The organism is Halomonas sp. 7T, from assembly GCF_025643255.1.
Classification (GTDB): Bacteria; Pseudomonadota; Gammaproteobacteria; order Pseudomonadales; family Halomonadaceae; genus Vreelandella.
Genome location: NZ_CP087112.1, coordinates 1748699 through 1772791, shown reverse-complemented (window position 1 = coordinate 1772791; position 24093 = coordinate 1748699). Strand labels below are relative to the sequence as shown.

Genomic DNA, 24093 nt, shown 5'->3' with positions numbered 1-24093 from the left:
AATAAAACGCTAAAGGGGTAGGCGACTCTAATATGGCCGCCCAATCAACATAAAAGCAGAAGCAAAAGGGCAAGAACATCTCGCCCTCAGTGTGCAGCGTTTAGCTGGCAACGGCCACTTGTGCGGCACCACGTTTGATAAACGCGTAGCCAAGGCCCGTAATCAGAGAGCCTACGATAATGGCACCCAGGTAGAGCAGGGCCGGAGTGATCGCATTAGGAATCAGCAGGACGAAGATGCCGCCATGGGGGGCCATAAGCTTGGCACCGACTAACATGGAGAGTGCACCCGTGACCGCACCACCGGCGATACACGCGGGAATCACGCGCAGCGGGTCTTTTGCCGCAAACGGAATCGCCCCTTCACTAATAAAGCACAGGCCCAGTACGAACGACGCCTTCCCGGCTTCCCGCTCTGGGGCAGAGAACTTATTGCGCGCCACGAAGCTCGCAATGCCCATGCCAATGGCGGGTACCATGCCAGCCGCCATAATGGCCGCCATCGGGCCGTAGGTTTCAGAGGCCAGCAGACCAACGCCAAAGGTGTAGGCCGCTTTGTTCACCGGGCCACCTAAGTCAAAGCACATCATGGCACCAAGCAAAATGCCCAGCAGCACGGCATTAGTGGAGCCCATGGATGCTAGGAAGCTGGTGAGCGCATTCAGAAGGCCAGCAACAGGCTCGCCAATCACATAAATCATCGTCAGGCCGGTCACTAGGCTCGCGACCAGCGGAATGATCAGGATCGGCTTGAGTGACTCAACGCTGGAGGGCAGCTTAACGTAGCGAGTAACCGCGAGCGCCACATAGCCTGCCAAGAAGCCTGCCAAAATACCGCCAATAAACCCAGAGCCAATCTCAGCGGCCAACATACCGCCAATCATGCCGGGAGCAATGCCGGGGCGGTCGGCAATGGAGTAAGCAATGTAGCCCGCCAATACCGGAATCATCAGCGCGAAGGCGGTACCGCCACCAATCTGCATCAGCGCAGCGGCCAGGGTGCCCTCTTCCTGAAACGCTTCGATACCAAAGACAAACGAGAGAGCGATGAGCAAGCCACCCGCGACCACCATGGGCAGCATAAAGGAAACACCGGTCAGCAGGTGTTTATAAACGCCTTTCTCTTTGATGCCTTTCTTGGCTGAGGCGCTGCTGCTAGCGGCGCTAGCGCCATCTTCAACAGCGGCGTCGGTGAGAGCGGCCTCTAAAGTCGGGCGCGGCTTTTTCAGCGCATTGCCGGTAGAGGTGCGGTAAACCCGTTTGCCCGCGAAGCGGGAAGGGTCCACTTCGATATCGCAGGCCAGTACCACCACGTCAGCGGCGGCAATCTCTTCTTCGGTGAGTTTGTTTTGTGCGCCCACCGAGCCCTGGGTTTCCACGCGAATCTGGTGGCCCATGGCTTTGCCCGCTTCCGCCATCGCTTCTGCTGCCATAAAGGTATGGGCAACGCCGGTGGGGCAGGCGGTGACGGCGACAATTTTTTTGCCGCCCGTGCTGCTTGCCGGGGTAGCTGCAGTGGCTACCGGAGCGCTAAAAATCGGCGCTTCCCGCTTGGCTTGGCTTAAAAAGGCGCTGGGGTCGGGCAGGGCGCTCGCAATAGGAGCCTGGAACAGCCGCTTGCCTTCAAAACGCTCCGGGGCAGGCACGTGGTCGGCAGCCACGACGATTAAGTCGGCGTTGGCGATCTGCTCGGCGCTTGCGGCTTGCAGTGGCGCAATCTCGCCGTGCATCTCGACATGAACGTTCCAGCCTAGCCGCGTGGCAGCTTGCTCTAGGCGCTTAGCGGCCAGAAAGGTGGTCGCCATGCCACTGGGGCAGGCGGTAATCAGAATAAGGTTCATCGCGTGGCTCCCTCGGTGTGGGTGTCGTCAAGACGCCGTATCCGGGTCTGTTGTTGGAGTGAGTCGAAATCATTGGTGTGGGGGTCGCCCACACCAACATGGCGAACCGCTTCGGCAGAGAGCGCCGTTGCGAAGCGAAGTGTGTCGTCAGGCGCATGCTGGCTCAGCAGGCCGTGGAGCATGCCAGCCACAAAGGTGTCGCCCGCGCAAACGGTGTTTGTGGCGGTGACGGTGGGCGGCGTAGATTGCCAGGTGCCGTGCTGGCTCACCCATAAAACGCCTTCGGCCCCCGCTGAAATGAGCGCGTGCTCGATGCCGCTGGCGTGTAACCGCTCGGCGGCAGCTTGGCGCTGCTGGTCGGTCTCAAGCGCGCTGCCTGCCCAGTCGGCCAGCTCGGTTTCATTGGGCTTTACGGCGGCTGGCTGGGCGGCAATCGCGGTGAGCAGCGCCGGGCCGCTGGTGTCTACCCAAAGCGGCACTCCGAAACCTTTCAGGTAGGTCAACAGCTCGCTAAACGCTGCCTGGTCGATGCCAGGAGGCAAACTGCCTGCCACCACCACAGCGTCCGGCGGGGTGGCACCCTCAAACAGGCCGCTGAGCGTGGCACGTAAAGCATCAAGATGGGCGGCTTCAATGGGCATGCCGGGGCTGTTGATATCGGTGACGCGGCCGCTCTGCTCGGCGAGTTTCGCATTGATGCGCGTATTGCCCGGCACCCGCACAAAGGCATCTTTGACGCCGTAGCGGGGGAAGGCGAGGCTAAACGGGCCGTCGTTCTCTGCGCCTAAAAAACCGCTGACGATCACCTCGTGACCCAGGCTTGCCAGCACCCGGGCAACGTTCACCCCTTTACCGGCGGCTTCTAACTGGGCGCTAGTGGGGCGGTTCACGTGCCCCAGCGTCAGCGCTTCCAGGTTGAAGGCGAGATCCAGCGCCGGGTTAAGCGTAATGCAGACCACACGTGCCATTAGTGGGCCTCCAGGGCGTCGCGGACTTCGTCGCTGGTGGCTTTGCTCAGCGCTAACTGGGCGCTGGCTTGGGCTTGAGCAAGATCAAACTCGCGCAGGCGGGCTTTGACCAGCGGGATTTGGCGTGCGCTGACCGAGAGTTCGTCAACACCCAAGCCCACCAGAACCGGCACGGCCATCGCATCGGAAGCCAGTTCACCACATACGCCGACCCATTTGCCTTGAGCGTGGGCGGCCTCCACGGTCATTTGAATCAGGCGCAGTACCGCCGGGTGCAGGCCATCGGCTTGAGCGGAAAGCTCTGGGTGGCCGCGGTCAATCGCTAGGGTGTACTGCGTTAAGTCGTTGGTGCCCACTGAGAAGAAGTCCACTTCTGCGGCGAGTGTTGGCGCTAATAGGGCGCTCGAGGGCACCTCAATCATCACGCCAAGCTGTACGTCGGTGGCGCGCTGCTGGGGGGCGATCTCGCTGAGCAGGCGGTCATAGATCGCCTTCGCCGCGCGGAACTCAGCCACGTCTTTGACCATCGGCAGCATGATACGTAACGGTTTACCCACGGCGGCCATTAACAGCGCACGAATCTGGGTTTCCAGCACGTCTGGCTGAGTCAGTGCTAGACGAATACCGCGCAGGCCGAGGAAGGGGTTGTCTTCCTGGGGCACCGGCCAGTAGGGCAGCGGCTTATCTCCGCCGACGTCTAGGGTACGGGCAACGAGCGGGCGGCCGTTCAGCGCGTAGGTGGCTTCGCGATACTCAGCGATTTGCGTGGCGAGATCCGGAGCGCTGGAGTAAGCCATAAACAGGAACTCGGTGCGCAGCAGGCCAACGCCTTCCGCCCCGCGCTCTACCGCATCGGCGGCGTGGGCGGTGTTGCCCAGGTTGGCAGCCACTTCGACCTTATGGCCGTCACGGGTTTGGGCCTGCTCAAAGCGCAGCTCCCAGGCATCCGCTTCACGCTGCTGTTGATCTAGCAGCTGCTGTTCGGCGCGGCGCAGGCGCTCTTCAGAAGGCTGCGAGGTTACACGGCCACGCTCGCCATCCAGAATCATCATGCCGCCGTTATGCAGCGCCATCACCGCTTCACCGGCACCGACTACGGCAGGAATGCCGAGCGCACGGGCCAAGATAGCGCTGTGGGCGGTCGCGCCGCCCCGTACGGTGAGCAGGCCGCGAACCCGGGAGGTGTCTAAACGTGCCACATCGGAGGGGCCGATATCGTCCATCACCAAGATGTAAGGGTGATCAGGCGGCTCGGGAAGGGTGGCATTGCACAAAACGCCGAGCACGCGGCGGCCTACATCGCGCAGGTCGGCAGCGCGTTCGGCCAGCAATCGGTCCGCCAGCATTTCTTGGGCGTGGGCGGCGGTGTCGATGGCTTCCCACCAACCCGCTTCCGCCGAGCGGCCTTCACGGATGGCGTCAATCGCTGCTTGATGAAGTTCGGGGTCGTCGAGCATCTCTTCGTGCATGGAGAGAATGTCGGCCACTTCGCCGCCGGGGGCGTTGTGTACCAGCGCCTGCAACTGAGCAGCGCCCTCTTTGAGAGCGGCCTCTAAGCGTGCGATCTCTTGGGTGGAGTCGCTGGCATGCTCCGGGTAATCAAACTGCATCGGGCGAATAACAAACACCGGGGCAATCGCTAACCCCGGTGAGGCCGCCACGCCGGGGTGCGGCTTGTCGGCGGCCAACGGCTCCACGGCAGGCTTGCTGGCGTTGGCGGCGGGCGTGGCATCGCGGCCCCCGTCGAACGGCGTGACTTTTTCACCCAAGCCCTCTTCGACAGCGGCTGCAATGGCATCTAGCGCGGTGCTTGCCTGTTCGCCCTCGGCGGAGAAGATCAGCCATTGGCCACGGCGCGCACCCAGGCCAATCACTTTGGTCAAGCTGGCGGCGGAGACCGTGGTGGCGCTGCCTTCTTCCAGGCGCACGTTGATCGGCATGGGCTGGGCGCGGGCGATCTGTACCAGCTGTTTGGCCGGGCGAGCGTGTAGGCCGTGGGGATTTAATACGCGCACGCGATGGGTCTGGGTGCTGGCGGTTTCACCCGCTAGGGCTGCGAGTAGCTGGGCGCTATTTTTGCCCACAAAGCTTTCGCTTTCGCCGTTCTCCAGCACCGCCATCAGCTGTTCAAGCAGCGGGCGGTGAGCATCGCCACTGGCGGCTAAGCAGAACAACGCATGGACCGGATGGCCGCTATGCTCAAGCGTGGTGTCGGCGGGGGTGGCAACGCCTAGCGCGGGCTGGCTGACCCCTTGGGCGTGGCTTGAAAGCCATAAGCCTTTGCCCAGCCACTGTGGCGGGGCGCTCGCCACCGCACTAATAAAGCCGTTATCCACGCAGCCGCTTTGGCGTAGCCGCGCTGCCGCCGCTAGGGCCAGTTCCTGCGGGTCGCGGGCGGGGAAGTTAATGCACAGCGTGTCGGCATCCAGGCGGGGTGCCATGGAAGGTTTGGAGAGCAGTCGTGCTACATCGGCGGCGGAGCTGGCGCTGGCCAGCTTAGTGGCTACACCATCGCGGTCGAGAACGTGGGTAAGCTGGCGCAGAATGTCCAGGTGCTCGTCGTTTTGTGCCGCAATGGTCACCAGCACATGAACAGTGTTGCCGTCGTGCCACTGCACCCCTTTAGGGAACTGCAGCACCCGCACGCCGGTACGCTTAACGTGTTGGCGACTTTCTGGGGTGCCATGGGGAATCGCAATCGCGTTGCCCAGGTAAGTAGAGGACTGCGCCTCACGGGCATGGAGGCCATCGCGGTACTCGGCCTCAACCAAGCCAGCAGCCGCCAGCGCATTGGCGGCGTTGTCGAGCGCAGCTTGCCAGTGGTCCGCATGGCGGTCGAGCAAGATGTCATCGGGGCCGAGTGTCAACATAGGGGTCTCCTGTAAACGCGGTCAGGCAACAGCAACGTCTGCGATTGGCGGCGAAGGTGCGCGCATAAAACGTTAGTCGTAGATCGTTAAGGTTAGCTGGATGAATCGTGTCACCTGTGGTTAGTTGGCTATGCTGAATCGATTCACTTTTTGGCACAAGGGTTGTTTCTTTAGACTTTTGTCTGAAGGGGTTAAAACGGCTGTTAAACTGCCGTCTTCATTTAGGGAGAAGCCAGCATGACACTTGCCGACATTGCCCGGCTTGCCGGGGTTTCGCGCACCACGGCAAGCTATGTAATCAACGGCCAGGCTGAGCAGCGCCGTATCAGTGCCGCGACTATTGATAAGGTGATGGCGGTAGTACGCCAGCACCGTTATCACATAGATCCCCAGGCCGCTGCGCTGCGACGTGGTGCGAGCCGTTTAATCGGGTTGATCGTGCCGGATTTGGAAAATATCAGCTATGCCCGTCTTGCCAAGCGGCTAGAGCGCGGTGCCCGCGAGCGCGGCTATCAGCTGCTGGTAGTGAGTTCGGATGATTGCGCAGACAGCGAGCGCACGCTGGCCCTAGCGCTGCGCGCCCAGCGCTGTGAAGTGCTGATTACCGCCAGCTGCCTGCCTGAAAACGATACCTTTTACGCGGATTTAGCCGATGAAGGGTGGAGCGTAGTGGGCATGGACCGTGGCTTGACGCCTGAGCGTTTTGCCAGCGTGGTGAGCAATGATCATGAAGCGGCTTATGCGCTAACACGTTCGGTGATGACGAGTGCAACGCGGCGCATTGCCTGGCTAGATGCCATGCCCGAGTTATCGGTTAGCCGGGAGCGCCGAGCTGGCTTCCTGGCTGCGTTAGAAGGTCAGGGAGTTGAGGCTGTCATCTATAGCGGCGCGCGTTACGAGCGTGATGTGGGCGTTGAGCTGGCTAGGCAAGCCTTGGCGGTAGGTGAGGTTGATGCGCTGGTGACGGCCTCCTACGCGCTAATGGAAGGCGTGTTTGATGAGCTGCTTGCCCAGGGTGGGCTGCCCGAGACGCTGCGGTTAGCCACCTTTGGTGACCACCGCCTGTTAGATTTCCTACCTCAACCGGTGAATTCTGCGTTGCAGGATTACGACCGAATTGCGGAGCTAACGCTGCAGTGCGCGCTGGGTGCAATGAACGGAAGCTACCAGTGCGGGCAGCAAGTGGTGGCGCGCCACCTGCGTACCCGCTAAACCAAGGCGCGCTCGGTTGATACCGTGCGTGCCTGTTATACCGTGCGGGCCTGGGCCCAGGCGTTCGCGTCTGGAATCGACATATCGTAGCGCTCGCTAAGATAGGGCGAGGAGAGCAGAAAGTCGGCGCTGGCGGCGTTACACGCTACCGGCACGTTCCATAGTGCTGCCAAGCGCAGCAGCGCTTTCACATCCGGGTCGTGGGGCTGCGGGGCAAAGGGATCCCAGAAGAAGATCAGCACGTCGAGCTGCTGCTCGGCAATACGCGCGCCAATCTGCTGGTCGCCACCCAGCGGCCCGCTCATTAAGCCTTCAACTTCTAACCCTAGGTTGGTTTTAAGCCGCCCGGCGGTGGTGCCGGTGCCAATCAGGGTGTGCTGGCTCAGCGTATCCTGCCAGCGCGTCGCCCACTCCAGCATCTCGGTTTTCTTGCCATCGTGGGCAATCAGCGCAATGCGCTTGCGGGCTTGCAGCGTGCGCACGGCTTGGCGGGGTGGGCGGGCGTCGGTCATGGTGAGGTCTCCTGAAGAAAATTTATTCGGCGTCAACGGCCAGTACTTTCATGGTGTTGGTGCCGCCGTGGGCGTTCATATGGTCGCCGCGAGTAAGGATGACATGCTCGCCAGGGCGTGCCAATCCATGCGCCTTCAGCAGCTTAATGGCTTCTTTGTTGACGTCGGCGGCCTCCATGTGAGTGGTATCAAACGGGATCGAGACCACACCGCGATAAAGCGCCATGCGCCGCTGGGCGATGGGGCTGTGAGCCAAACCCACAATTGGTAAGCCTGAGCGAATGCGCGAGGCAATCAGCGGCGTGTAACCGGTGGAGGTCATGCAGGCAATGGCGCGTACGCCCGTTAAGTGGTTAGCCGCGTACATGGCGGACAGCGCGATGGTTTCGTCAATGCGCTCAAAGCCTTCATGAATGCGGTGGCCAGAGGCTTGAGCAATGCGCTCGCGCTCAGCGCCTAAGCAAACGCGATCCATGGCTTCCACGGTTTCCACCGGGAAGTCGCCCGCTGCCGTTTCCGCAGAGAGCATGACCGCATCGGTGGCGTCGAGCACGGCGTTCGCCACGTCGAACACTTCTGCGCGGGTGGGTAGCGGCGATTCGATCATCGACTCCATCATCTGTGTGGCGGTAATCACCGCGCGATTCAGTGAGCGGGCATGCTTGATAATGCGTTTTTGCGTGCCGATCAGCGCTTCATCACCAATTTCAACGCCCAAGTCGCCACGCGCCACCATCACTGCTTCTGAGGCTTCAATGATGGCATCGAGCGTCTCATCATTAGCCACAGCTTCTGCACGCTCCAGTTTGGCGACTAGGCCAATCTCTTTGCCTTCTTCACCCAGCAGCGCGCGGGCTTCTTGCATATCGGCGGCGTGACGCGGAAAAGAGACGGCTAAATAGTCCACGCCAATCTCGATCGCTGTTTTCAGATCTTGCTTGTCTTTATCGGTGAGCGCCGGTGCAGACAGGCCGCCGCCCTGCTTATTAATACCTTTATTGTTGGACAGTTTGCCGCCCACGTGAACTCGGGTGTGAACTTCTTGCCCAACAATAGTGGTGACGTCCAACACGACGCGACCATCGTCCAGCAGCAGTCTGTCACCGGGGGCAACGTCATTCACCAGCGCTTTATAGTCGCAGCCAACCCGCTCGGCGGTGCCGCTATTGGCATCCATCGCCATATCGAGCACAAACGCTTGGCCGATGTCTAAGTGGATAGCCCCTTCAGTGAAGCGGGAGATACGAATTTTGGGGCCTTGCAGGTCACCGAGTGACGCGACGCTGCGGCCCAGGCGCTGAGCGATCTCGCGCACCTCGGTAAGACGGCGGCGATGATCATCAGCGGAGCCGTGAGAGAAGTTCAGCCGCACCACATCCACACCCGCTTTCAGCATGGCTTCCAACACTCCGGGGCGGTCACTGGCGGGGCCAAGGGTGGCGACGATTTTGGTACGACGGAGAGGGACAGGGAGCGGGGTGTTGGACATGGTAGTTACTCCTGATGAGCAGCATGGGCTGAACAAAGCCCGGAAAAAAGGGCGGATGAATCGTTGATTAAGTATTGGACTACGATAGTCTTTATATAGTAATTTTACTACATATTGGATAATTTTTAGCCTTTATGGGCGGTTAAAGCAGGTTTTAATCGACCTAAAGGCGATTAAATACGTATTTTTGGTAATTTTTTTACGGAATACGCCATTTACGACCACTGCTTGATTGAGGTGCTACCATGACAATAAGAGTTGCCATTAACGGTTTTGGACGGATTGGTCGCAATGTGCTTCGTGCGCTGTACGAAAACGGCTACCGTGAGCGTGTGCAGGTCGTTGCGATTAATGATCTGGGCGACCCCTCTCTCAATTCGCATCTGCTACGTCATGACACCGTTCATGGGCACTTTCCGTTTGCGGTTGAGCATGATGCAGAAAGCATCAGCGTGAACGGCGACCGTATTGCGATTTCGTCAGAGCGCGACCCGGCTAACTTACCTTGGGCCTCCATGCATATTGATTTGGTGATGGAGTGTACCGGCCTGTTTACCAAGCGCGATGCGGCGGCCAAGCATATTGCTGCTGGTGCCAAGCGCGTGCTGATCTCGGCGCCCAGCCCGGATGCGGATGCCACCATCGTTTATGGTGTGAATGACGAGATTCTCACGGCAGAGCACACCGTGGTATCCAACGCTTCGTGCACCACGAACTGCCTAGCGCCGGTTGCTAAAGCGTTGAACGACGCCGTAGGTATTGAGAACGGCCTGATGACCACCGTTCATGCCTACACTAACGACCAGAACCTGTCGGATGTGTATCACTCCGACCCGTACCGTGCCCGTAGCGCTACCCATTCGATGATTCCGACTAAAACCGGCGCCGCTGCCGCCGTGGGTTTGGTGTTGCCGGAACTGGCGGGTAAGTTCGATGGTCTGGCCGTGCGCGTACCGGTGATTAACGTTTCGCTAGTGGATCTAACCTTCAACGCGGGTCGTGATACCACCAAAGAAGAGATCAACGCGATTGTTGAGAAAGCTGCCGCTACTTCTCCGGTGTTGGCTGTAAATGCTCAGCCGCTGGTTTCCATCGACTTTAACCATGATGCTCACTCATCGACATTTGACGCCAACCACACCCGCGTTAATGGTCGCTTGGTGAAAATCATGGCGTGGTACGACAACGAGTGGGGTTTCTCCAACCGGATGTTGGATACCGCTATTGCGATGCAGAAAGCAGCTAAATAATGCTTGCTGAATATCCCTCGCTGAATGTCTAGGGGCAGGTATCACCCAGCAGCAGCTCGGTTTTGAGCAGCTGCTGGGTTTTGGGTATTCGCCCTAGAATCATGTTGGCCGCCACGCGTCCTTTACCTGCGCTGTCCTGGCGTACGGTGGTTAATCGCGGCGCGCGGTATTGCCCTTCGGCAATGCCATCAAACCCTGTAATCCGTAACTCTTCTGGTACCTGAATACCTCGCTGTTCGGCCAGCGTCAGCGCGGTGAGCGCAATACGGTCCGACATGCAGAGCAAAAGGTCAGGCCGCTGTTCGGCGGGTAGGTCGATGATCTCAGTAATCACTGGTGAGCACACATCAAAGACGTTCTCTTCAATGTTCCATAGCGGAATGGTGTCGGGATCAAAGCCATGCTCGGTGAGCGCCGTGTGAAACCCGGCTAAGCGCGCGCGGCTAATGGTGCTGCTATCCGGCAGCATCGTGTGCTCTTTGGTCACCCGGCCATTGCAGTGCTCTTTAGTTAAACGCAGGTTAATAATGGCAGGCCGAAGCGGGCGCTGCTTCAGCGCATGGGTCGCCATCGCGTAGCTGGCGTCGCGGTCATCGATATGCACCGTGGGGCAGCCGTCAATATCGAAATCCACCGAGACCAGCGGGCGCTGTGAGGGAAGCTCATTTAACAGCTTATTGTTGGGCATCAGGCCGTAAACAATAAACCCATCGGCGATATTGGCCGAGCCGGGAGGCTGGGAAGCATGGCCTCGGCCGGGTAGCAGCAGCAGGGTGTGGCCGTGGGCATCCAGTACTTCGGCCACACCAGAGAGAAATTCACTGGCCACGGCGTCGTTGAGGCTGTAAGTCAGGCTTTCGGCCAGAATCACCGCCACAATGCTGGAGCGGCCGGTACGCAGGCTGCGGGCTTTGGCATCGGGACCGCTATATCCTAGCCGCTTGGCCTCTTTGAGAATGCGGTCACGCAGCAGCGGAGAGAGCTGGTCAGGTCGGTTAAAAGCGTTGGAAATCGTCGCGGTAGAGACGCCGAGTTCGAGCGCAAGATCCTTTAGAGTCATTCGGCGAGGGGCGGTCACGGAGCTTCCTAAACAGGTGAAAAGCGTTGGCTGAAAAAGTGCAATGCCTGGGCTGTTTTTATAGCGCAGGCTAATTATTGAGTGATTGCGCACAAGAATAACGGCCTTGGTGGTATGCCGACTACCCTCACATGAAAGGTTGTCTCCACCGCCAAGGCCGTGATGGGTCGTGCTTTGATTGATTAAGCGGCTGAACGAGCGTCTGAGAGCATCAGCGCAGCACCGCTTTCATCAAAGAGATGCACGTGCTCGGTATCGGGCACCAGTGATACCTGTTGACCCTCTTTCCATTGGCTGGGCGCTTCGCTGCGGTGGATCAGCAGCGTCGTGCCCTCTTTTGGCTCCAGATAAACGTACACTTCGTTGCCCAGGTATTCGACGTTAACGATATCAAAGCAGTTGTCACCCTGCGGGGCTTCCAAACGCAGATGCTCGGGCCGCACGCCCAGTGTCAGCGAGCTGCCTTGCGAGTAGCCGTCGCCCGCTTGGGGCAGGGTAACGTCGCCTAATCCAGCCACGCTAACCCGGCAGCCTTCAGCGGCGCCGCTGAGCAGTTTGGCGGGCAAGAAGTTCATAGTGGGGGAGCCAATAAAACCGGCGACAAACTTCGTGGCCGGGCGTTGGTAGAGCTCGTGGGGACTGCCTACTTGCTCCACATGGCCACGGTTAAGCACCACGATTTTATCTGCCAGCGTCATGGCCTCTACCTGATCATGGGTCACGTAAATCATGGTAGAGCCAAGGCGGTTATGCAGGCGGGCAATTTCGTTGCGCATCTGCACACGCAGTGACGCGTCCAGGTTAGAAAGCGGCTCATCAAACAGCAGAATGCGCGGCTCGCGGGCCATCGCGCGACCCATCGCTACCCGCTGACGCTGGCCACCAGAGAGTGCTTTGGGCTTACGGTGTAACAGCTCTTCCAGCTGAAGGATCTTCGCTGTGCTCATTACCCGTTCATGCACCGTCTCTTTGTTGGTCTTGGCCAGCTTCAGGCCAAACGCCATGTTGTCGTAAACAGTCATGTGCGGGTAGAGCGCGTAGGACTGAAATACCATCCCCACGCCGCGATCTCGTGGCGGTAAATCATTGACCACGGTGCCGCCAATGTTGAGATCGCCGTCGCTGATGGATTCCAACCCGGCAATCAGGCGCAGCAGGGTGGATTTACCGCAGCCGGAGGGGCCGACAAATACGACAAACTCGCCGTCGCCAATGGAGAGATCGACGTCTTTAATAATGTGATCTCGACCAAATACTTTGTTGACCTTTTCAAGCGTGACACTTGCCATGGTAACTCCTTGCCGACCTCGACTAAGGCGGGTCGGCTATCGTTATTAACTATGATGGGCGGCGTTTAGGCGACCTGCATAAAGGCGGCTTGATACGCAGGCAGGGTAAGCGTGCTGCCGTCTCGTGTGGCGGTGAAGTTGGCAACCGTTAGGTCGCTGGTCACCTCAACGGGAAGCGTCGTGTGCTGTTCTTGGCCGGTCAGGTTGAACACGCACAGCAGCGTTTCGTCGCCTTTTTGGCGTGTAAAGCCCAGTAGGTCGTTGCCAACGTCTACCAGCGTTAAGTCGCCGTCAAACATGGCCGGGTGGCTGCTGCGGAAGGCTAGCAGCGCACGCACGCTATTGAGCGTGGCCGCCGGGTCATCCTGCTGGCGGCTAACGGCTAGGTCGTGGTGGCGGGCTTCCATAGGTAGCCATGGCTCTACGTTGGAAAAACCGCCTTGCACGCCGTCGGTCCACGGCATGGGCGTTCGGCAGCCGTCACGGCCTTTAAACTCAGGCCATAGCACTTTGCCGTACGGGTCTTGAATGCGTTCAAAAGGAACATCGGCTTCCGGCAGGCCCAGCTCTTCCCCTTGGTAAAGGCACACGCTACCGCGCAGCGAGAACAGCATCGCTAGCATGACTTTCGGGTAGGCGTGTGGGTCCTCTTCAGAGCCCCAACGGGTCGCGCTGCGCACCACGTCGTGGTTAGACGTTGCCCAGCAGGGCCAAGCGTCGCCCGCCAAGCGCTGGAAGCGCTCAATCACTTCGCGCAGGTAGCTGGCGGAGTGGGGCATGTTGAGCAAGTCAAAGGTATACGCCATGTGCAGCTTATCGCCACCGGCGGTGTACTCAGCCATGCGCTCTAGCGGGTTGTCATCGCCAATCTCACCCACCGTGGTGGTGCCGGGGTATTCATCCATCAGTGCGCGCAGGTCTTTTAGGAAGTCTAGGTTCTCTGGGCGGCTGAGATCGTAGACGTGGCGCTGCCAGGTGTAAGGGTTCGCTTCTGGCGCGCCCAGGGTTTTGGCTTCGCCTTTCGGTACCGGCGGGTTGTCCCGCAGCTCGGCATCGTGGAAGTAGAAGTTGACCGTATCCAAGCGGAAGCCGTCGACGCCTAAATCCAGCCAGAAGCGCATGTTGTCGAGCTGCGCCTGACGCGCTTCCGGGTTGTGGAAGTTCACATCCGGCTGGCTGGTCAGGAAGTTGTGCAGGAAGTACTGCTGGCGGCGGGAATCAAAGGTCCACGCGGAGCCACCAAAAATCGACAGCCAGTTATTCGGCGGTGTGCCATCGGGTTTGGGGTCGGCCCACACAAACCAGTCGGCTTTCGGGTTGGTGCGATCCTGGCGGCTCTCTTGGAACCAGGGGTGCTGATCGGAGGTGTGGCTGATCACCTGATCAATCATCACCTTCAGACCTAACGAGTGTGCTTTCTCCAGCAGCGCTTTGAAATCCTCCAGCGTGCCGAACATCGGGTCCACGTCGCAGTAATTGCTAACGTCGTAGCCAAAGTCGAGCATCGGCGAGGTAAAGAAGGGCGATAGCCAAATACCGTCGACGTTAAGCGACGCCACGTAGTCCAGTTTCTCGGTGATGCCGTTCAGGTCACCTACGCCGTCGCCGCGGCTGTCTAAAAAGCTGCGCGGATAAATCTGATAAATAACGCCACCGCGCCACCACATCGTATTGTCTTGCATGACTCAATTCCTTAAAACAGTGGCTGACGGATAAACATCAGCCCATCAATAGAGTTGTCGCGTGGGTTAGCCCTTCACGGCACCCGCGGTGAGGCCGGAAACAATGCGGCGCTGGAAAATAATCACCAAAATCACCAATGGAACGGTCACCACAACAGAAGCCGCCATAATCGGCCCCCAGGGCAGCTCGTAGGCGCTACCGCCCGACAGTAGCGCGATGGCTACCGGTACCGTGCGCTGGGCATCGGTGAGCGTAAACGTCAGGGCAAACAGAAACTCGTTCCAGGCGGCGATAAAGGCCAGCAGGCCGGTGGTTGCCATGGCAGGCCACATCAGCGGTAGAAACACTTTGGTGATAGTGACCCAGGGCGTTGCGCCATCCATGATGGCGGCCTCTTCCAGCTCCATGGGGAGCTGCTTCATAAAGGTGGTCAGTACCCATACCGTGAAGGGCAGGGTAAAGATGGTGTAGCTGAGAATCAGGCCAGCGGGGTTGTTGTAGAGATTCAACGCGCGAATGACTTCAAACAGCCCGGAAAGCACCGCCACCTGAGGGAACATCGAAACGCCCAGAATGACCAGTAGCACGGTAGAGCGGCCACGAAAGCGAACTCGCCCCAGCGCATAAGAGGCGGTGATGCCCAGCAGCAGGGCGATAAACACCACGCTGAAGGCCACAATGATCGAGTTGAAAATCGCCCGCACGAAGCTCGATTGGCTGAAGATCTGCGCGTAGTTATCTAGATTCCAGGTCGAGGGCCATAGCTCCACGCGGAACAGGTCGCTGGAGGGTTTTATCGAGGTGATCACCGCGTAGTAAAACGGGAACACCGCATACACCATGATGATCGCGATAAGGGCCCAAAAACCAACGCGTTTAGCGATTTTGGCTAACTGACGGCTTTTCATCAGTCACCTCCCAATTGAATCTGTTTGCGGCCAAGGTACAGGTAGGCAATGGTGGCCAGCGCGATGATCAGGAACAGCAGCGTAGAGGCTGCGCTGCCGTAACCGACATCCTGGAACTCCACTAGCTGCTGACGGGCGTAGACCGACATCGACATCGTGCTGGTGGAGTTGGAGGTCAATACATAAATCACATCAAACACCCGCAGGGCATCTAGCAAACGGAAGATCACTGCCATCATTAGGGCCGGAGTGATGAGCGGTAGGGTGACTTTGAAAAATACATGCACTGGGTGAATGCCATCCACCTCGGCGGCTTCATAGCAATCTTTAGGCAGCATTTGGAGGGCGGCTAATACCAGCAGCGCGACGAAAGGAATCGTCTTCCAAACGTCAACCATGATCACCGCCCACATGGAGTAGGTGGCGCTTGCTGTCCAAGCGATCGGGTTATCGATAATACCGACCGTCATCAGCAGGTGGTTGATGATGCCGAACTGGTCATTGAGCATCCACGCCCACATCTGGGCAGAGACAATGGTTGGGATCGCCCAGGGGATAAGCACGGCCGCGCGAACAATCACACGGCCTTTAAATTCTGCGTTCAGAATCAGCGCCACGATGACACCGAAAATCACTTCCAGTGATACCGATACCACTGCAAAGTAGACCGTGTTCCACACGGATTGCCACCAAACAGGATCGGCGAGAACGCCGTACCAGCGGCCATCGTCGTAAACCAGATAGTTTTCAAAACCGATAAGGTTGGCGGCGCCAAGGTCTGAAAGCGAAGCGTCGGTAAAGCTTAAGAAAAACGTGCGCATTAACGGCCAGCCTGCGACGAGCGTTAATGCAATCAGCATCGGGGCTAGAAATAGCCATGCCGCTTTGACCCGTTGGCGACGCACTTTGGTGCCCCGTGGCCGACGCGCAGTAGGCATAGCGGAATGCGCCCCGAGGGGCGCGTCTTGGTGAGAGGAACTCGACATAGGTGTCTCCGCGGTTACCAGTTGCGACGCTTCAGACGCAGTAGTTCGCCTTCAAGGTCAGCGACGGCTTGAGCGCCATCTTTGGTGCCGGACAGCACATCATGAGCGGTGCTGAAGAACGCGTTGCTGACACGGCCATAGGCATCTCCGGTGGGGGCGGAAGGACGGGCAACGGCGTTCGTGAAAGTATCGTAAAGCGTACCGAAGAAGGGCACGGCCTCCAGCACTTCCTGGTCTTGGTAAAGCGCATCGATGGTCGGGTTGTAAGAGGCTTGAATAGCGCGACGTTTCTGCTCTTCTTCGCCGGTCAGGTAAGCGACCAAGTCAGCGGCGATTTCGGGGTGCTCGCTATAGCGAGAGACCGCCAAGTTCCAGCCGCCAAGGCCCGCAGCGCTTTGGCCTTCTTCACCGCCGGCCGGCAGTTGAACAACGCCCACTTTGTTACGCACATCGCTGTCATCGCTTTGCGCCAGCGACCACGCGTAGGGCCAGTTACGCATAAAGACTGCGTTGCCGCCCTGGAACACGCCCCGCGCTTCCTCTTCGGTATAGTTCAGCACGCCTTCCGGGGAGATATCGCCAATCCAAGAGGCGGCGAGATCCAGCGCCTGTGCGGCTCGCTCGTTATTGATGGTTACTTCACCGTCGTTATCTACCACGGTGCCACCGCCAAAGCTTGCGACCCACTCAAGAGCGTTAACGGTTAAGCCTTCGTAGGCGCGGCCTTGGAACACGAAACCTTGCATACGGTCGTTACCTTCGGCGCGCTCAGCTTCTTTAATCTCACGGGCAATCTCAGTGAGCTCTTGCCACGTGGTAGGTGCCTCGTAGCCGTACTTTTCAAGCAGGTCTTCGCGGTAGTAGAGCACGCCTGCATCGGTAAACCAGGGCATGGCAACCAGGCGATCATCGATGGTGTTGTTGGTGACGATGGTGTCGAAGTGGCCCGCAGCAGCCTCTTCGCCCAGCACCTCACGCAGGTCGAGCAGGTGGTTAGCGAGCAGGCCTGGCCATACCACGTCAATTTGCATCACATCGATGTCGCTGGAGTTGGCAGAAAGAATTTGTTGGTAGAGCGACAGGCGTTCAGTCGACGAGTTAGGCGTCGAAACCACATCGACGCTGTGGCCAGTTTTCTCTTCCCAAGCGCGAACGCCTTCTTGGCAAAGGGTCAGCTCTGCACCCACCGCGCCACAAGAAATGGTTAGTTCGGCCGCCTGGGCAGACCCGGTGGCGCTGGCAATACTGGCCAAAGCAATGGCTGACGTGAGCAGTGTCTTTTTCATAACGGCGTTCCTCGGCGTTTATTGTTGTGGGTGATGAGTATCAAAGCGCTTGCCGCGCCTACTTAAACGATTAAGTAAGTTGCCAGTTAGCCGTCTGTTTGCGCGAAGTTCAATAGCGACTTTTGTCTAAGGTAATAAATGAATTTTATCTAACATAAATGGGCGGTTAGACATTGGTCGATAATTAGCAAAGGCTTGTTGGTTTACCAATACTTAATCGATTAAGTTTTAGTAACTGCAGCTTCCGACGCCAAAGTAGTGGTTACTTTGCAACATTCAAGGGAGCTTGGTGCGAAGGCAGGCGCAGGCATAACGAGTAGAACAATAGCGGTTTAAAAACACTCGTTTTCCAGAGCAGATGTTTTTCAGAACAAATGTTTTTCAGAACAAATGTTTTTCAAAACAATAGGACTTATAACAATGCATAAAACAGCGTTTAAAACTCCGCTGACCATTGCGGTGGCGGCTGCCAGCCTAGGCATGAGCGGATTAGCCAGTGCCAACATGACCCTCGAAGAGCGCTTTGCCGAGCTTGAAGCGCGTATTGCAGCCGCCGAGCAGCGCGCAGATGCTGCCGAGCGCCGCGCTGAAATCGCTGAGGGATCGGCTGCTCCAGCCACCAGCGCGCCTGCAGAGGCTACGACGGATGCAGATATCGAAGAGCGCCTAGCCCGGGTGGAGCGCCGCTCAAGCGGCGAGGAAGGTTTCTCATTCAACGTATATGCACGTTCAGGCTTATTGCTTGGTGAAGACCGCAAGAGTATTGATGGCGGCCCCTATGTGACGCCGGTTGGCAACCTTGGTGGCGCAGTAGGTCGTTTAGGCAATGAACCCGATACCTACACAGAAGCCATTCTTAACTATCGCATGCAGTTTGATAACGGTGCCCGCGCCCGCTACACCACCATGCTGGCGGCGAGTACCAATTCCAGCAATGATTGGGTGGGCGACGATACCAACCTGAACGTACGCCAAGCCTACGCTGAATTTAGCGACCTACCGAGCTTTACGGGAGCGTTTGAAAATGCCTCTATTTGGGCCGGTAAACGTTTTGATCGTGACAATTTCGATATCCACTGGCTAGATAGCGACGTGGTGTTCCTGGCCGGTACAGGTGGCGGTATTTACGATATGCAGTTAGGCGATAACTGGAAATCAAACGTCTCGCTGTATGGCCGCAGCTTCAGTGATTTCGATGTGGTAAACCGTGAAAACCCTGGCCTAGACGGCGGGAGCGGTGATACCGACAACATCGTGCTGACCTCCAATAACTACTTCGGTAGCTGGCAGGTGATGGCCAACGTGATGTCGGCCGCTGATAACGATGAGCGCGATATTGGCGCTGCCCAAACCGCCGCCGACAGCGGTTGGCACACGATGGTGGCGTACCATGGCGATAGCTTTTTTGGCCTGGGCGAAGGTAACTTCAAAGCGGCGGCGCTTCATGGTCAGGGGTTAGGTGCTGAAGTTAAAGCGCTGGGCAGCGATGGCGATCTCACCGACGATGCGACCGCAACGCGTTTGGCCGTTTATGGCACCACGTATATCGCGCCACAGTGGCGTATTGCACCCTCTATTTTGGCTGAAGTGAGCGATGACCGCTTTGCTGAGGGTGACAGCTACACCTGGGCAACGCTGAACGTACGCTTGGCTAACGAGATTACTCAAAACTTCGAGATGCAGTACGAGGGTAGCTACCAGTATATGGATCTTGATCCCAACGGCTTTAGTGATCGCAATGAGGTTAGTGGCAACTTCGGCAAGCTTACTATTGCGCCTACCTTCAAGCCAGAAGTGGGCGGTTTCTGGAAACGTCCTGAAATTCGGCTGTTTGCCTCCTACACGGATTGGGATGCCGAGTTGAACGGCTACACCATGGAAGACTCCTTTGGTAACGATGGCTTTACGGGTGGGCAGTGGAGCTTTGGCGTACAAAGTGAAATTTGGTTTTAAGCCGCTGATGCCCTGCTAGGCAGGTTCCTCGCCTGTTTCGTCAATGCCGATTGCCCGCGACACGTCGCGGGCTTTTTTGCGATGAAGGCGCTGCAGAAGGTTTGAGATTTTTTTTAGACAGAGTGCATCCAGTCGGCCTTCTTGTGTGTATCCCCTATACAGCCACGGCAAAAGTGGTTGATATACCACCCAAGGAGACTGACATGACGATTCAACATCTAACGCGTGCTACCCTCGCTGCGACTCTGATTGCATCCTTCAGTCAAGCAGCGCTAGCCGAAGTGCCTGCGGACATTCAAGTGCCTGATGGCCACAGCGTTGCTCTTGAAACGGTAGGGGTAGGCGCGATTACCTACATGTGTGAAGCCAAGGACGATGGTAGCCTGGGTTGGGTATTTAAAGGCCCGCATGCCGCGCTCAATGACCGCGAAGGTAATCAAGTCGGCAGCTACTACGGCCCGCCCGCTACCTGGGAAGCGCTGGATGGTTCTAAAATTACCGGCACTCAGCTAGCCGTTGCGCCAAATGGCGATGGCAACATTCCGCTGCAACTGGTGGAGGCCAACCCGGCTGATGGCGAGGGTGCCATGAATGGCGTGACCTACATTCAGCGCCTGGACACTCAGGGCGGCGTTGCGCCTAACGTTGGCTGTAACACCGATAACGAAGGCGCTACCGCTGTGGTCACTTATCAAGCCGATTACATTTTCTGGACGTCTAACTAAGCGCCCAAGCACTCACGAACATAGCATAAGTTAAGTAAGGCTAGGGGCTCGTATCAAGGCTCCCTAGCCGCTATGCTACTTGCAGTGCGACGGCCGCAATCGGCGCGTTATCAGGGAGTGAAGATGTGTCTGATGAAGGTGGGTCAACGATAGCCAGTGAATTTGATCATCTTAATGCGCTTACCCGCATTGCCCGTGGCGAACAGGCAGCGCTCCAGCAGCTCTATCAGCAGGAAGGCGCCAGGCTACTGGGCGTGGTGTACCGCATTGTGAAAGACCGTGGTATGGCCGAGGATATTGTCCATGATGCCTGCTTAAACATTTGGCAGCGCGCTGATAGTTTTGATCCGCAAAAAGGTGCCCCTCGCACTTGGATATTCAGCATCGCCCGCCATCTAGCGCTTAACGCTATTCGTGGGCGCGATCGCCACGTCTACACCGATCTTGACGACCCCCACGAGTTTGCCGAAGACGATACCTTTCAACACGCTTTCCAAGTCGAAGACGCATTTGATTGGCAAACCGGCCAGCGCATGGATGAGTGCTTACATCAATTAGAAGCCGAACGCCGCAACTGTGTGCTGCACGCTTATGTCGACGGCTTGAGCCACGCTGAAATTGCGGCGCATACCGGCACGCCCCTGGGCACGGTGAAGGCCTGGATCAAGCGCAGCCTGCTTCGCCTACGGGAGTGTATGGCATGAGCACTTCACATGAACCCGATGACCTTCATGCCCTGGCTGGGGAGTACGTGCTGGGTACGCAGTCTATGGCCGAGCGCGAAGCCTTTGAAACGCGTTTAGCCAACGACCCTGAGCTACAAAAGGCAGTGGCCGCCTGGGAAGAGCGTTTCTCTCCTTATACAGCGATAGTCGAACCTGTCACACCTTCGGATTACCTGTGGCCGCGCATCGAGCGCAGCTTACAAGCATCCGCTGTGCGTTCTCCAGCATTGGCTCCTCGCCGTCGCTGGGTGCAAAGTCTACCGTTGTGGCGTGGGCTGGCGGGAGCGGGCTTAGCCGCCGCGCTAGCGATGGGCGTAATGCTGACGAACGTCACGTCAGTGCCGGCAACGCCGGAATATATGGTGGTGCTGTTAGCGCCGCAAACTCAATCAGCAGGGTGGGTGGTGCAGGCCGCCAACCGTCAAGAGATTCAACTGATCCCGTTAGGCACTTTCGAAGTACCCGAAGGAAAAGCGCTGGAGTTCTGGACCAAGGCGGATGATTGGCAAGCGCCGGTTTCACTTGGCCTAGTAGAGCCAGGGCAACCGCTGCGTTTGCGTTTAGACCAGTTGCCGCCGCTTGAAGATAACCAACTCTTTGAACTCACGCTAGAAGATGACACCGGTTCGCCCACTGGTTTACCCACTGGCCCGATTGAGTTTATCGGCCGCGCGGTGGAGATTTAGCCCAAAAGGTGCTGACCTAAGGTTAGCGCCGAAGTCGAACAGCGCTTAACCCTTCCCCCCTCTGCATTCATCTTCGAAGGCGCGGCGATATCCGCCGTGACCACGGTAGCCAACATTGGCGTGAAAAAAGTGCGAACCATTGCCATGATGTGCATACCTTGTGTTGTGCCTTATTTGTTGTCGTGCACTGCGAAGACAGAGCGTGCCTTATGTCTTCGTCGTGAATACATTGCTGCACCACCGCCTTCTTGTGGAGGAGTAGAGTGGCGTATTCTTGGGGCGTAGAGCCAAAAATGGACAACACAGCGGTGAATGAAAGGCAGTTACGAGGATTTTTTGTAGTAAAATTACATTAAATGTTGCGCATAATGCCTCTAATCAGATAGATTTTAAGTAATCTAACTACATTGTAGCGCCTAATGATAAACAGGAGTCGAGATGAGCCAGTCACATGCACCGCTAGGCGACCCCCATCACGCGATCGATTTAGCGCTGTTCGGGGCGTTGGGCGACCTTGCCATGCGCAAGCTGTTCCCTGCGCTGTATCATCTTGACCGCGAGGGCTTAATGCCCGAAAGCACGCGGATTATGGGGCTGGCGCGCCAGGAGCACGACACTGCCGCGTTTCGCCAACTGGTCAGCGGTGCGTTGAATAAGCGTCTGAAAAAAGACGAGCAGGACAAAGAGAGTCTTGAGCGCTTCTTAAACCGCTTGGAGTACCTGAAGCTCGATTTCGCCACCGCAGAGGGCTACGACGCCATTCGCCAATGGCGAGAAGGCGCTACGCAGCCCATGGTGGTGTATCTATCGGTAGCGGCGCGCATCTACGGCGATATCTGCCGCAATCTACAGGCCAGTAACAGCCTGGATGACGACACCCGCGTCATTGTTGAAAAGCCGATTGGCTATGATCTGGCGTCGTCGGAAGAGATTAACGATGCTATAGGCGCCGTTTTCCCCGAATCGCGCATCTACCGTATTGACCACTATCTGGGTAAAGAGACGGTTCAGAATCTGATTGCCCTGCGCTTTGCCAATCCGCTGTTTGGCACGCAGTGGAACCAGAACCATATCTCCCACGTCGAGATTACCGTAGCCGAAAAAGTCGGTATCGAAGGACGCTGGGGCTACTTCGATGATGCGGGCCAGCTGCGCGATATGGTGCAAAACCATCTGCTGCAGCTGTTGTGCCTGATTGCCATGGACCCGCCCTCGAATCTGGATGCTGATGCTATCCGCGATGAGAAGGTAAAAGTACTCAAGGCGCTCAAACCGTTTACCGGTGAGGCACTTGGGCGCGACGTGGTACGTGGCCAGTACATTGCGGGCACCAGCGATGGTCAGCCTGTGCCGGGCTATTTGGAAGAAGAGGGCGCCAACACCCAGAGCCAAACCGAAACCTTCGTGGCTATGAAAACCGAAGTGTCCAACTGGCGCTGGGCGGGCGTGCCGTTCTACCTGCGCACCGGTAAACGTATGCCAGAGAAGCTGTCGCAAATCGTGATTCACTTCCGTCAGCAGCCTCACTACATCTTCGACCCCGATCAGCGCAATATTGCCGCTAACAAGCTGATTATTCGCCTGCAGCCGGAAGAGGGCATTGCTCTTCAGGTGCTCACCAAGGATAGCGGCCTGGATAAAGGCATGCGCCTGCGCCCAGGGCCGCTGCACCTGGATTTCAACAACGCTTTCCCCAAATCACGAATCCCCGATGCCTACGAGCGGCTACTGTTAGAAGTAATGAAAGGGCAGCAGTATCTGTTTGTGCGCCGAGACGAAGTAGAGCACGCGTGGCGCTGGTGCGACCAGCTAATCGACGGCTGGAAATCACGCGAAACCCCGCCGCGCCGCTATCCCGCAGGCTCCTGGGGGCCGGTGGCCTCTATTGCCATGATTACCCAGGATGGCCGCAGCTGGTACGAGGACTATTAAGATGAGCAGCACACGACAAGCGCTCGCTGAGCAGCTAGCAGAAGCCGTCTATCAAGCCCTGGCGGACGACCTTAGCCACCAAGCGCGTGCGCTGCTGGTAGTCTCCGGGGGTTCAACGCCGGTGCCGTTTTTCAAGGCGCTGGCGCAAAAGCCGCTCGAGTGGGCGCGGGTAGAGATTACCTTGGCTGACGAGCGCTGGGTGGATGAGCAGAGCAGCGACAGCAACGCCAAGCTAGTGCGCGACAACCTGCTGCAAGGCCCCGCCGCCGCGGCTACGTTTGTGCCGCTCACCTCTGATGCCGGTACGCCGGAAGAGGGTGTAGCGGCCGTGGCAGAGGCCACTGCAGGGCTTGCTTGGCCCGCAAGCGTTGTCATTTTAGGCATGGGCGGCGATGGACACACGGCTTCGCTGTTCCCAGACAGCCAAGAGCTGGGCCTGGCGCTTGCCACCGATGAGCCGCTGGTCGCCGTGCGCACCCCCAGCCAGCCGCAGCCGCGCATTACGTTTTCGGCGGACCGTCTTCATCAGGCAAAGCGCCATATTCTACATATTACCGGCGATGATAAGCGTGCCGTATTGGCGAACGCCATGAGTGGCGACGATGTTCGCACACTGCCGATCCGCGCCTTTTTATCGTGCCCGCTGGCGATTTACTGGGCGCCTTAACGCACACGTTCGCCAATAACAATTTGCTTGGAGA

At 57.9% G+C, this 24093-nt stretch carries 19 protein-coding genes; 8 read left to right on the top strand and 11 right to left on the bottom strand.

From position 1 onward, the window contains the following. Nucleotides 1–100 precede the first annotated feature (100 nt). Genes LOS15_RS08235 through ptsP form a run of 3 tightly spaced genes read right to left on the bottom strand, consistent with a single transcriptional unit; the run spans nt 101 to nt 5678 of the window. Nucleotides 101–1840, bottom strand: a complete 1740-nt coding sequence (locus tag LOS15_RS08235; protein WP_263069504.1) for a PTS fructose-like transporter subunit IIB — start codon at nt 1838–1840, stop codon at nt 101–103. Beyond that, nucleotides 1837–2808: a 1-phosphofructokinase gene (pfkB, locus tag LOS15_RS08230; protein ID WP_263069502.1), complete on the bottom strand. Its 972-nt coding sequence runs from the start codon at nt 2806–2808 to the stop codon at nt 1837–1839. The genes LOS15_RS08235 and pfkB overlap by 4 nt, the downstream gene beginning before the upstream one ends. After that, a complete protein-coding gene (ptsP, locus tag LOS15_RS08225; protein ID WP_263069501.1) occupies nt 2808–5678 on the bottom strand; it encodes a phosphoenolpyruvate--protein phosphotransferase in 2871 nt (956 codons plus the stop codon). Before ptsP ends, pfkB begins: the two co-directional genes overlap by 1 nt. A gap of 237 nt (nt 5679–5915) precedes the next feature. Here ptsP and cra point away from each other — a divergent pair, with 237 nt between their 5' ends. Next, nucleotides 5916–6890, top strand: a complete 975-nt coding sequence (gene cra / locus LOS15_RS08220; protein ID WP_263069500.1) for a catabolite repressor/activator — start codon at nt 5916–5918, stop codon at nt 6888–6890. Nucleotides 6891–6925: 35 nt separating this feature from the next. On the opposite strand, the gene LOS15_RS08215 is transcribed toward cra, so the two are convergent. Beyond that, entirely contained in the window at nt 6926–7402 is a 477-nt protein-coding gene (locus LOS15_RS08215) for a methylglyoxal synthase (protein WP_263069499.1), read from the bottom strand. A gap of 22 nt (nt 7403–7424) precedes the next feature. Beyond that, nucleotides 7425–8891 (bottom strand): pyruvate kinase, encoded by a 1467-nt coding sequence (gene pyk / locus LOS15_RS08210; protein WP_263069498.1) that lies wholly within the window; start codon nt 8889–8891, stop codon nt 7425–7427. Nucleotides 8892–9136: 245 nt separating this feature from the next. Here pyk and gap point away from each other — a divergent pair, with 245 nt between their 5' ends. Beyond that, on the top strand, nt 9137–10141 hold the full coding sequence (gene gap / locus LOS15_RS08205) for a type I glyceraldehyde-3-phosphate dehydrogenase (RefSeq protein ID WP_263069497.1): 1005 nt from the start codon (nt 9137–9139) through the stop codon (nt 10139–10141). 28 nt (nt 10142–10169) lie between these two features. Here gap and LOS15_RS08200 read toward each other — a convergent pair whose 3' ends face one another. From LOS15_RS08200 to LOS15_RS08175, 6 genes are all read right to left on the bottom strand, one after another. Continuing rightward, nucleotides 10170–11201 carry a LacI family DNA-binding transcriptional regulator gene (locus LOS15_RS08200; protein WP_411537746.1) on the bottom strand — a complete coding sequence of 344 codons (1032 nt, stop codon included), beginning with the start codon at nt 11199–11201 and terminating at the stop codon, nt 10170–10172. Between the two features lie 200 nt (nt 11202–11401). Then, entirely contained in the window at nt 11402–12508 is a 1107-nt protein-coding gene (locus tag LOS15_RS08195) for an ABC transporter ATP-binding protein (protein WP_263069494.1), read from the bottom strand. Between the two features lie 65 nt (nt 12509–12573). Beyond that, nucleotides 12574–14190 carry an alpha-glucosidase family protein gene (locus tag LOS15_RS08190; RefSeq protein WP_263069493.1) on the bottom strand — a complete coding sequence of 539 codons (1617 nt, stop codon included), beginning with the start codon at nt 14188–14190 and terminating at the stop codon, nt 12574–12576. A gap of 66 nt (nt 14191–14256) precedes the next feature. Next, complete coding sequence (locus tag LOS15_RS08185) at nt 14257–15099, bottom strand: carbohydrate ABC transporter permease (protein ID WP_263069491.1); 843 nt, start codon at nt 15097–15099, stop codon at nt 14257–14259. After that, a complete protein-coding gene (locus LOS15_RS08180) occupies nt 15099–16085 on the bottom strand; it encodes a carbohydrate ABC transporter permease (protein ID WP_263069489.1) in 987 nt (328 codons plus the stop codon). Before LOS15_RS08180 ends, LOS15_RS08185 begins: the two co-directional genes overlap by 1 nt. Before the next feature lie 14 nt (nt 16086–16099). Beyond that, nucleotides 16100–17371 carry an ABC transporter substrate-binding protein gene (locus LOS15_RS08175; RefSeq protein ID WP_263069487.1) on the bottom strand — a complete coding sequence of 424 codons (1272 nt, stop codon included), beginning with the start codon at nt 17369–17371 and terminating at the stop codon, nt 16100–16102. A gap of 420 nt (nt 17372–17791) precedes the next feature. On the opposite strand from LOS15_RS08175, the gene LOS15_RS08170 reads away from it, so the two are divergent. The 6 genes from LOS15_RS08170 to pgl all read left to right on the top strand — a co-directional run bounded on the left by LOS15_RS08170 (nt 17792) and on the right by pgl (nt 24059). After that, nucleotides 17792–19324, top strand: a complete 1533-nt coding sequence (locus LOS15_RS08170; RefSeq protein ID WP_263069486.1) for a carbohydrate porin — start codon at nt 17792–17794, stop codon at nt 19322–19324. A 203-nt stretch (nt 19325–19527) separates the two neighbouring features. After that, a complete protein-coding gene (locus tag LOS15_RS08165) occupies nt 19528–20049 on the top strand; it encodes a DUF3455 domain-containing protein (RefSeq protein ID WP_263069485.1) in 522 nt (173 codons plus the stop codon). 125 nt (nt 20050–20174) lie between these two features. Continuing rightward, the gene (locus LOS15_RS08160; RefSeq protein WP_263069483.1) at nt 20175–20753 is read left to right on the top strand and encodes a sigma-70 family RNA polymerase sigma factor; all 579 of its coding nucleotides are present in this window, start codon (nt 20175–20177) and stop codon (nt 20751–20753) included. Beyond that, the gene (locus LOS15_RS08155) at nt 20750–21460 is read left to right on the top strand and encodes an anti-sigma factor domain-containing protein (protein ID WP_263069481.1); all 711 of its coding nucleotides are present in this window, start codon (nt 20750–20752) and stop codon (nt 21458–21460) included. The genes LOS15_RS08160 and LOS15_RS08155 overlap by 4 nt, the downstream gene beginning before the upstream one ends. Before the next feature lie 438 nt (nt 21461–21898). Beyond that, nucleotides 21899–23392: a glucose-6-phosphate dehydrogenase gene (zwf, locus tag LOS15_RS08150; protein ID WP_263069479.1), complete on the top strand. Its 1494-nt coding sequence runs from the start codon at nt 21899–21901 to the stop codon at nt 23390–23392. 1 nt (nt 23393) lies between these two features. Beyond that, nucleotides 23394–24059: a 6-phosphogluconolactonase gene (pgl, locus tag LOS15_RS08145; RefSeq protein ID WP_263069477.1), complete on the top strand. Its 666-nt coding sequence runs from the start codon at nt 23394–23396 to the stop codon at nt 24057–24059. Nucleotides 24060–24093: the final 34 nt, after the last annotated feature.

Coding starts and splice junctions, on each gene's coding strand:
- gap (WP_263069497.1), top strand. CDS start 9,137: ATGACAATAAGAGTTGCCATTAACGGTTTTGGACGGATTGGTCGCAAT.
- pfkB (WP_263069502.1), bottom strand. CDS start 2,808: ATGGCACGTGTGGTCTGCATTACGCTTAACCCGGCGCTGGATCTCGCC.
- ptsP (WP_263069501.1), bottom strand. CDS start 5,678: ATGTTGACACTCGGCCCCGATGACATCTTGCTCGACCGCCATGCGGAC.
- LOS15_RS08175 (WP_263069487.1), bottom strand. CDS start 17,371: ATGAAAAAGACACTGCTCACGTCAGCCATTGCTTTGGCCAGTATTGCC.
- LOS15_RS08185 (WP_263069491.1), bottom strand. CDS start 15,099: ATGAAAAGCCGTCAGTTAGCCAAAATCGCTAAACGCGTTGGTTTTTGG.
- cra (WP_263069500.1), top strand. CDS start 5,916: ATGACACTTGCCGACATTGCCCGGCTTGCCGGGGTTTCGCGCACCACG.
- LOS15_RS08180 (WP_263069489.1), bottom strand. CDS start 16,085: ATGTCGAGTTCCTCTCACCAAGACGCGCCCCTCGGGGCGCATTCCGCT.
- LOS15_RS08215 (WP_263069499.1), bottom strand. CDS start 7,402: ATGACCGACGCCCGCCCACCCCGCCAAGCCGTGCGCACGCTGCAAGCC.
- LOS15_RS08200 (WP_411537746.1), bottom strand. CDS start 11,201: ATGACTCTAAAGGATCTTGCGCTCGAACTCGGCGTCTCTACCGCGACG.
- LOS15_RS08165 (WP_263069485.1), top strand. CDS start 19,528: ATGACGATTCAACATCTAACGCGTGCTACCCTCGCTGCGACTCTGATT.
- LOS15_RS08170 (WP_263069486.1), top strand. CDS start 17,792: ATGCATAAAACAGCGTTTAAAACTCCGCTGACCATTGCGGTGGCGGCT.
- LOS15_RS08235 (WP_263069504.1), bottom strand. CDS start 1,840: ATGAACCTTATTCTGATTACCGCCTGCCCCAGTGGCATGGCGACCACC.
- LOS15_RS08195 (WP_263069494.1), bottom strand. CDS start 12,508: ATGGCAAGTGTCACGCTTGAAAAGGTCAACAAAGTATTTGGTCGAGAT.
- LOS15_RS08190 (WP_263069493.1), bottom strand. CDS start 14,190: ATGCAAGACAATACGATGTGGTGGCGCGGTGGCGTTATTTATCAGATT.
- pyk (WP_263069498.1), bottom strand. CDS start 8,891: ATGTCCAACACCCCGCTCCCTGTCCCTCTCCGTCGTACCAAAATCGTC.
- LOS15_RS08155 (WP_263069481.1), top strand. CDS start 20,750: ATGAGCACTTCACATGAACCCGATGACCTTCATGCCCTGGCTGGGGAG.
- pgl (WP_263069477.1), top strand. CDS start 23,394: ATGAGCAGCACACGACAAGCGCTCGCTGAGCAGCTAGCAGAAGCCGTC.
- zwf (WP_263069479.1), top strand. CDS start 21,899: ATGAGCCAGTCACATGCACCGCTAGGCGACCCCCATCACGCGATCGAT.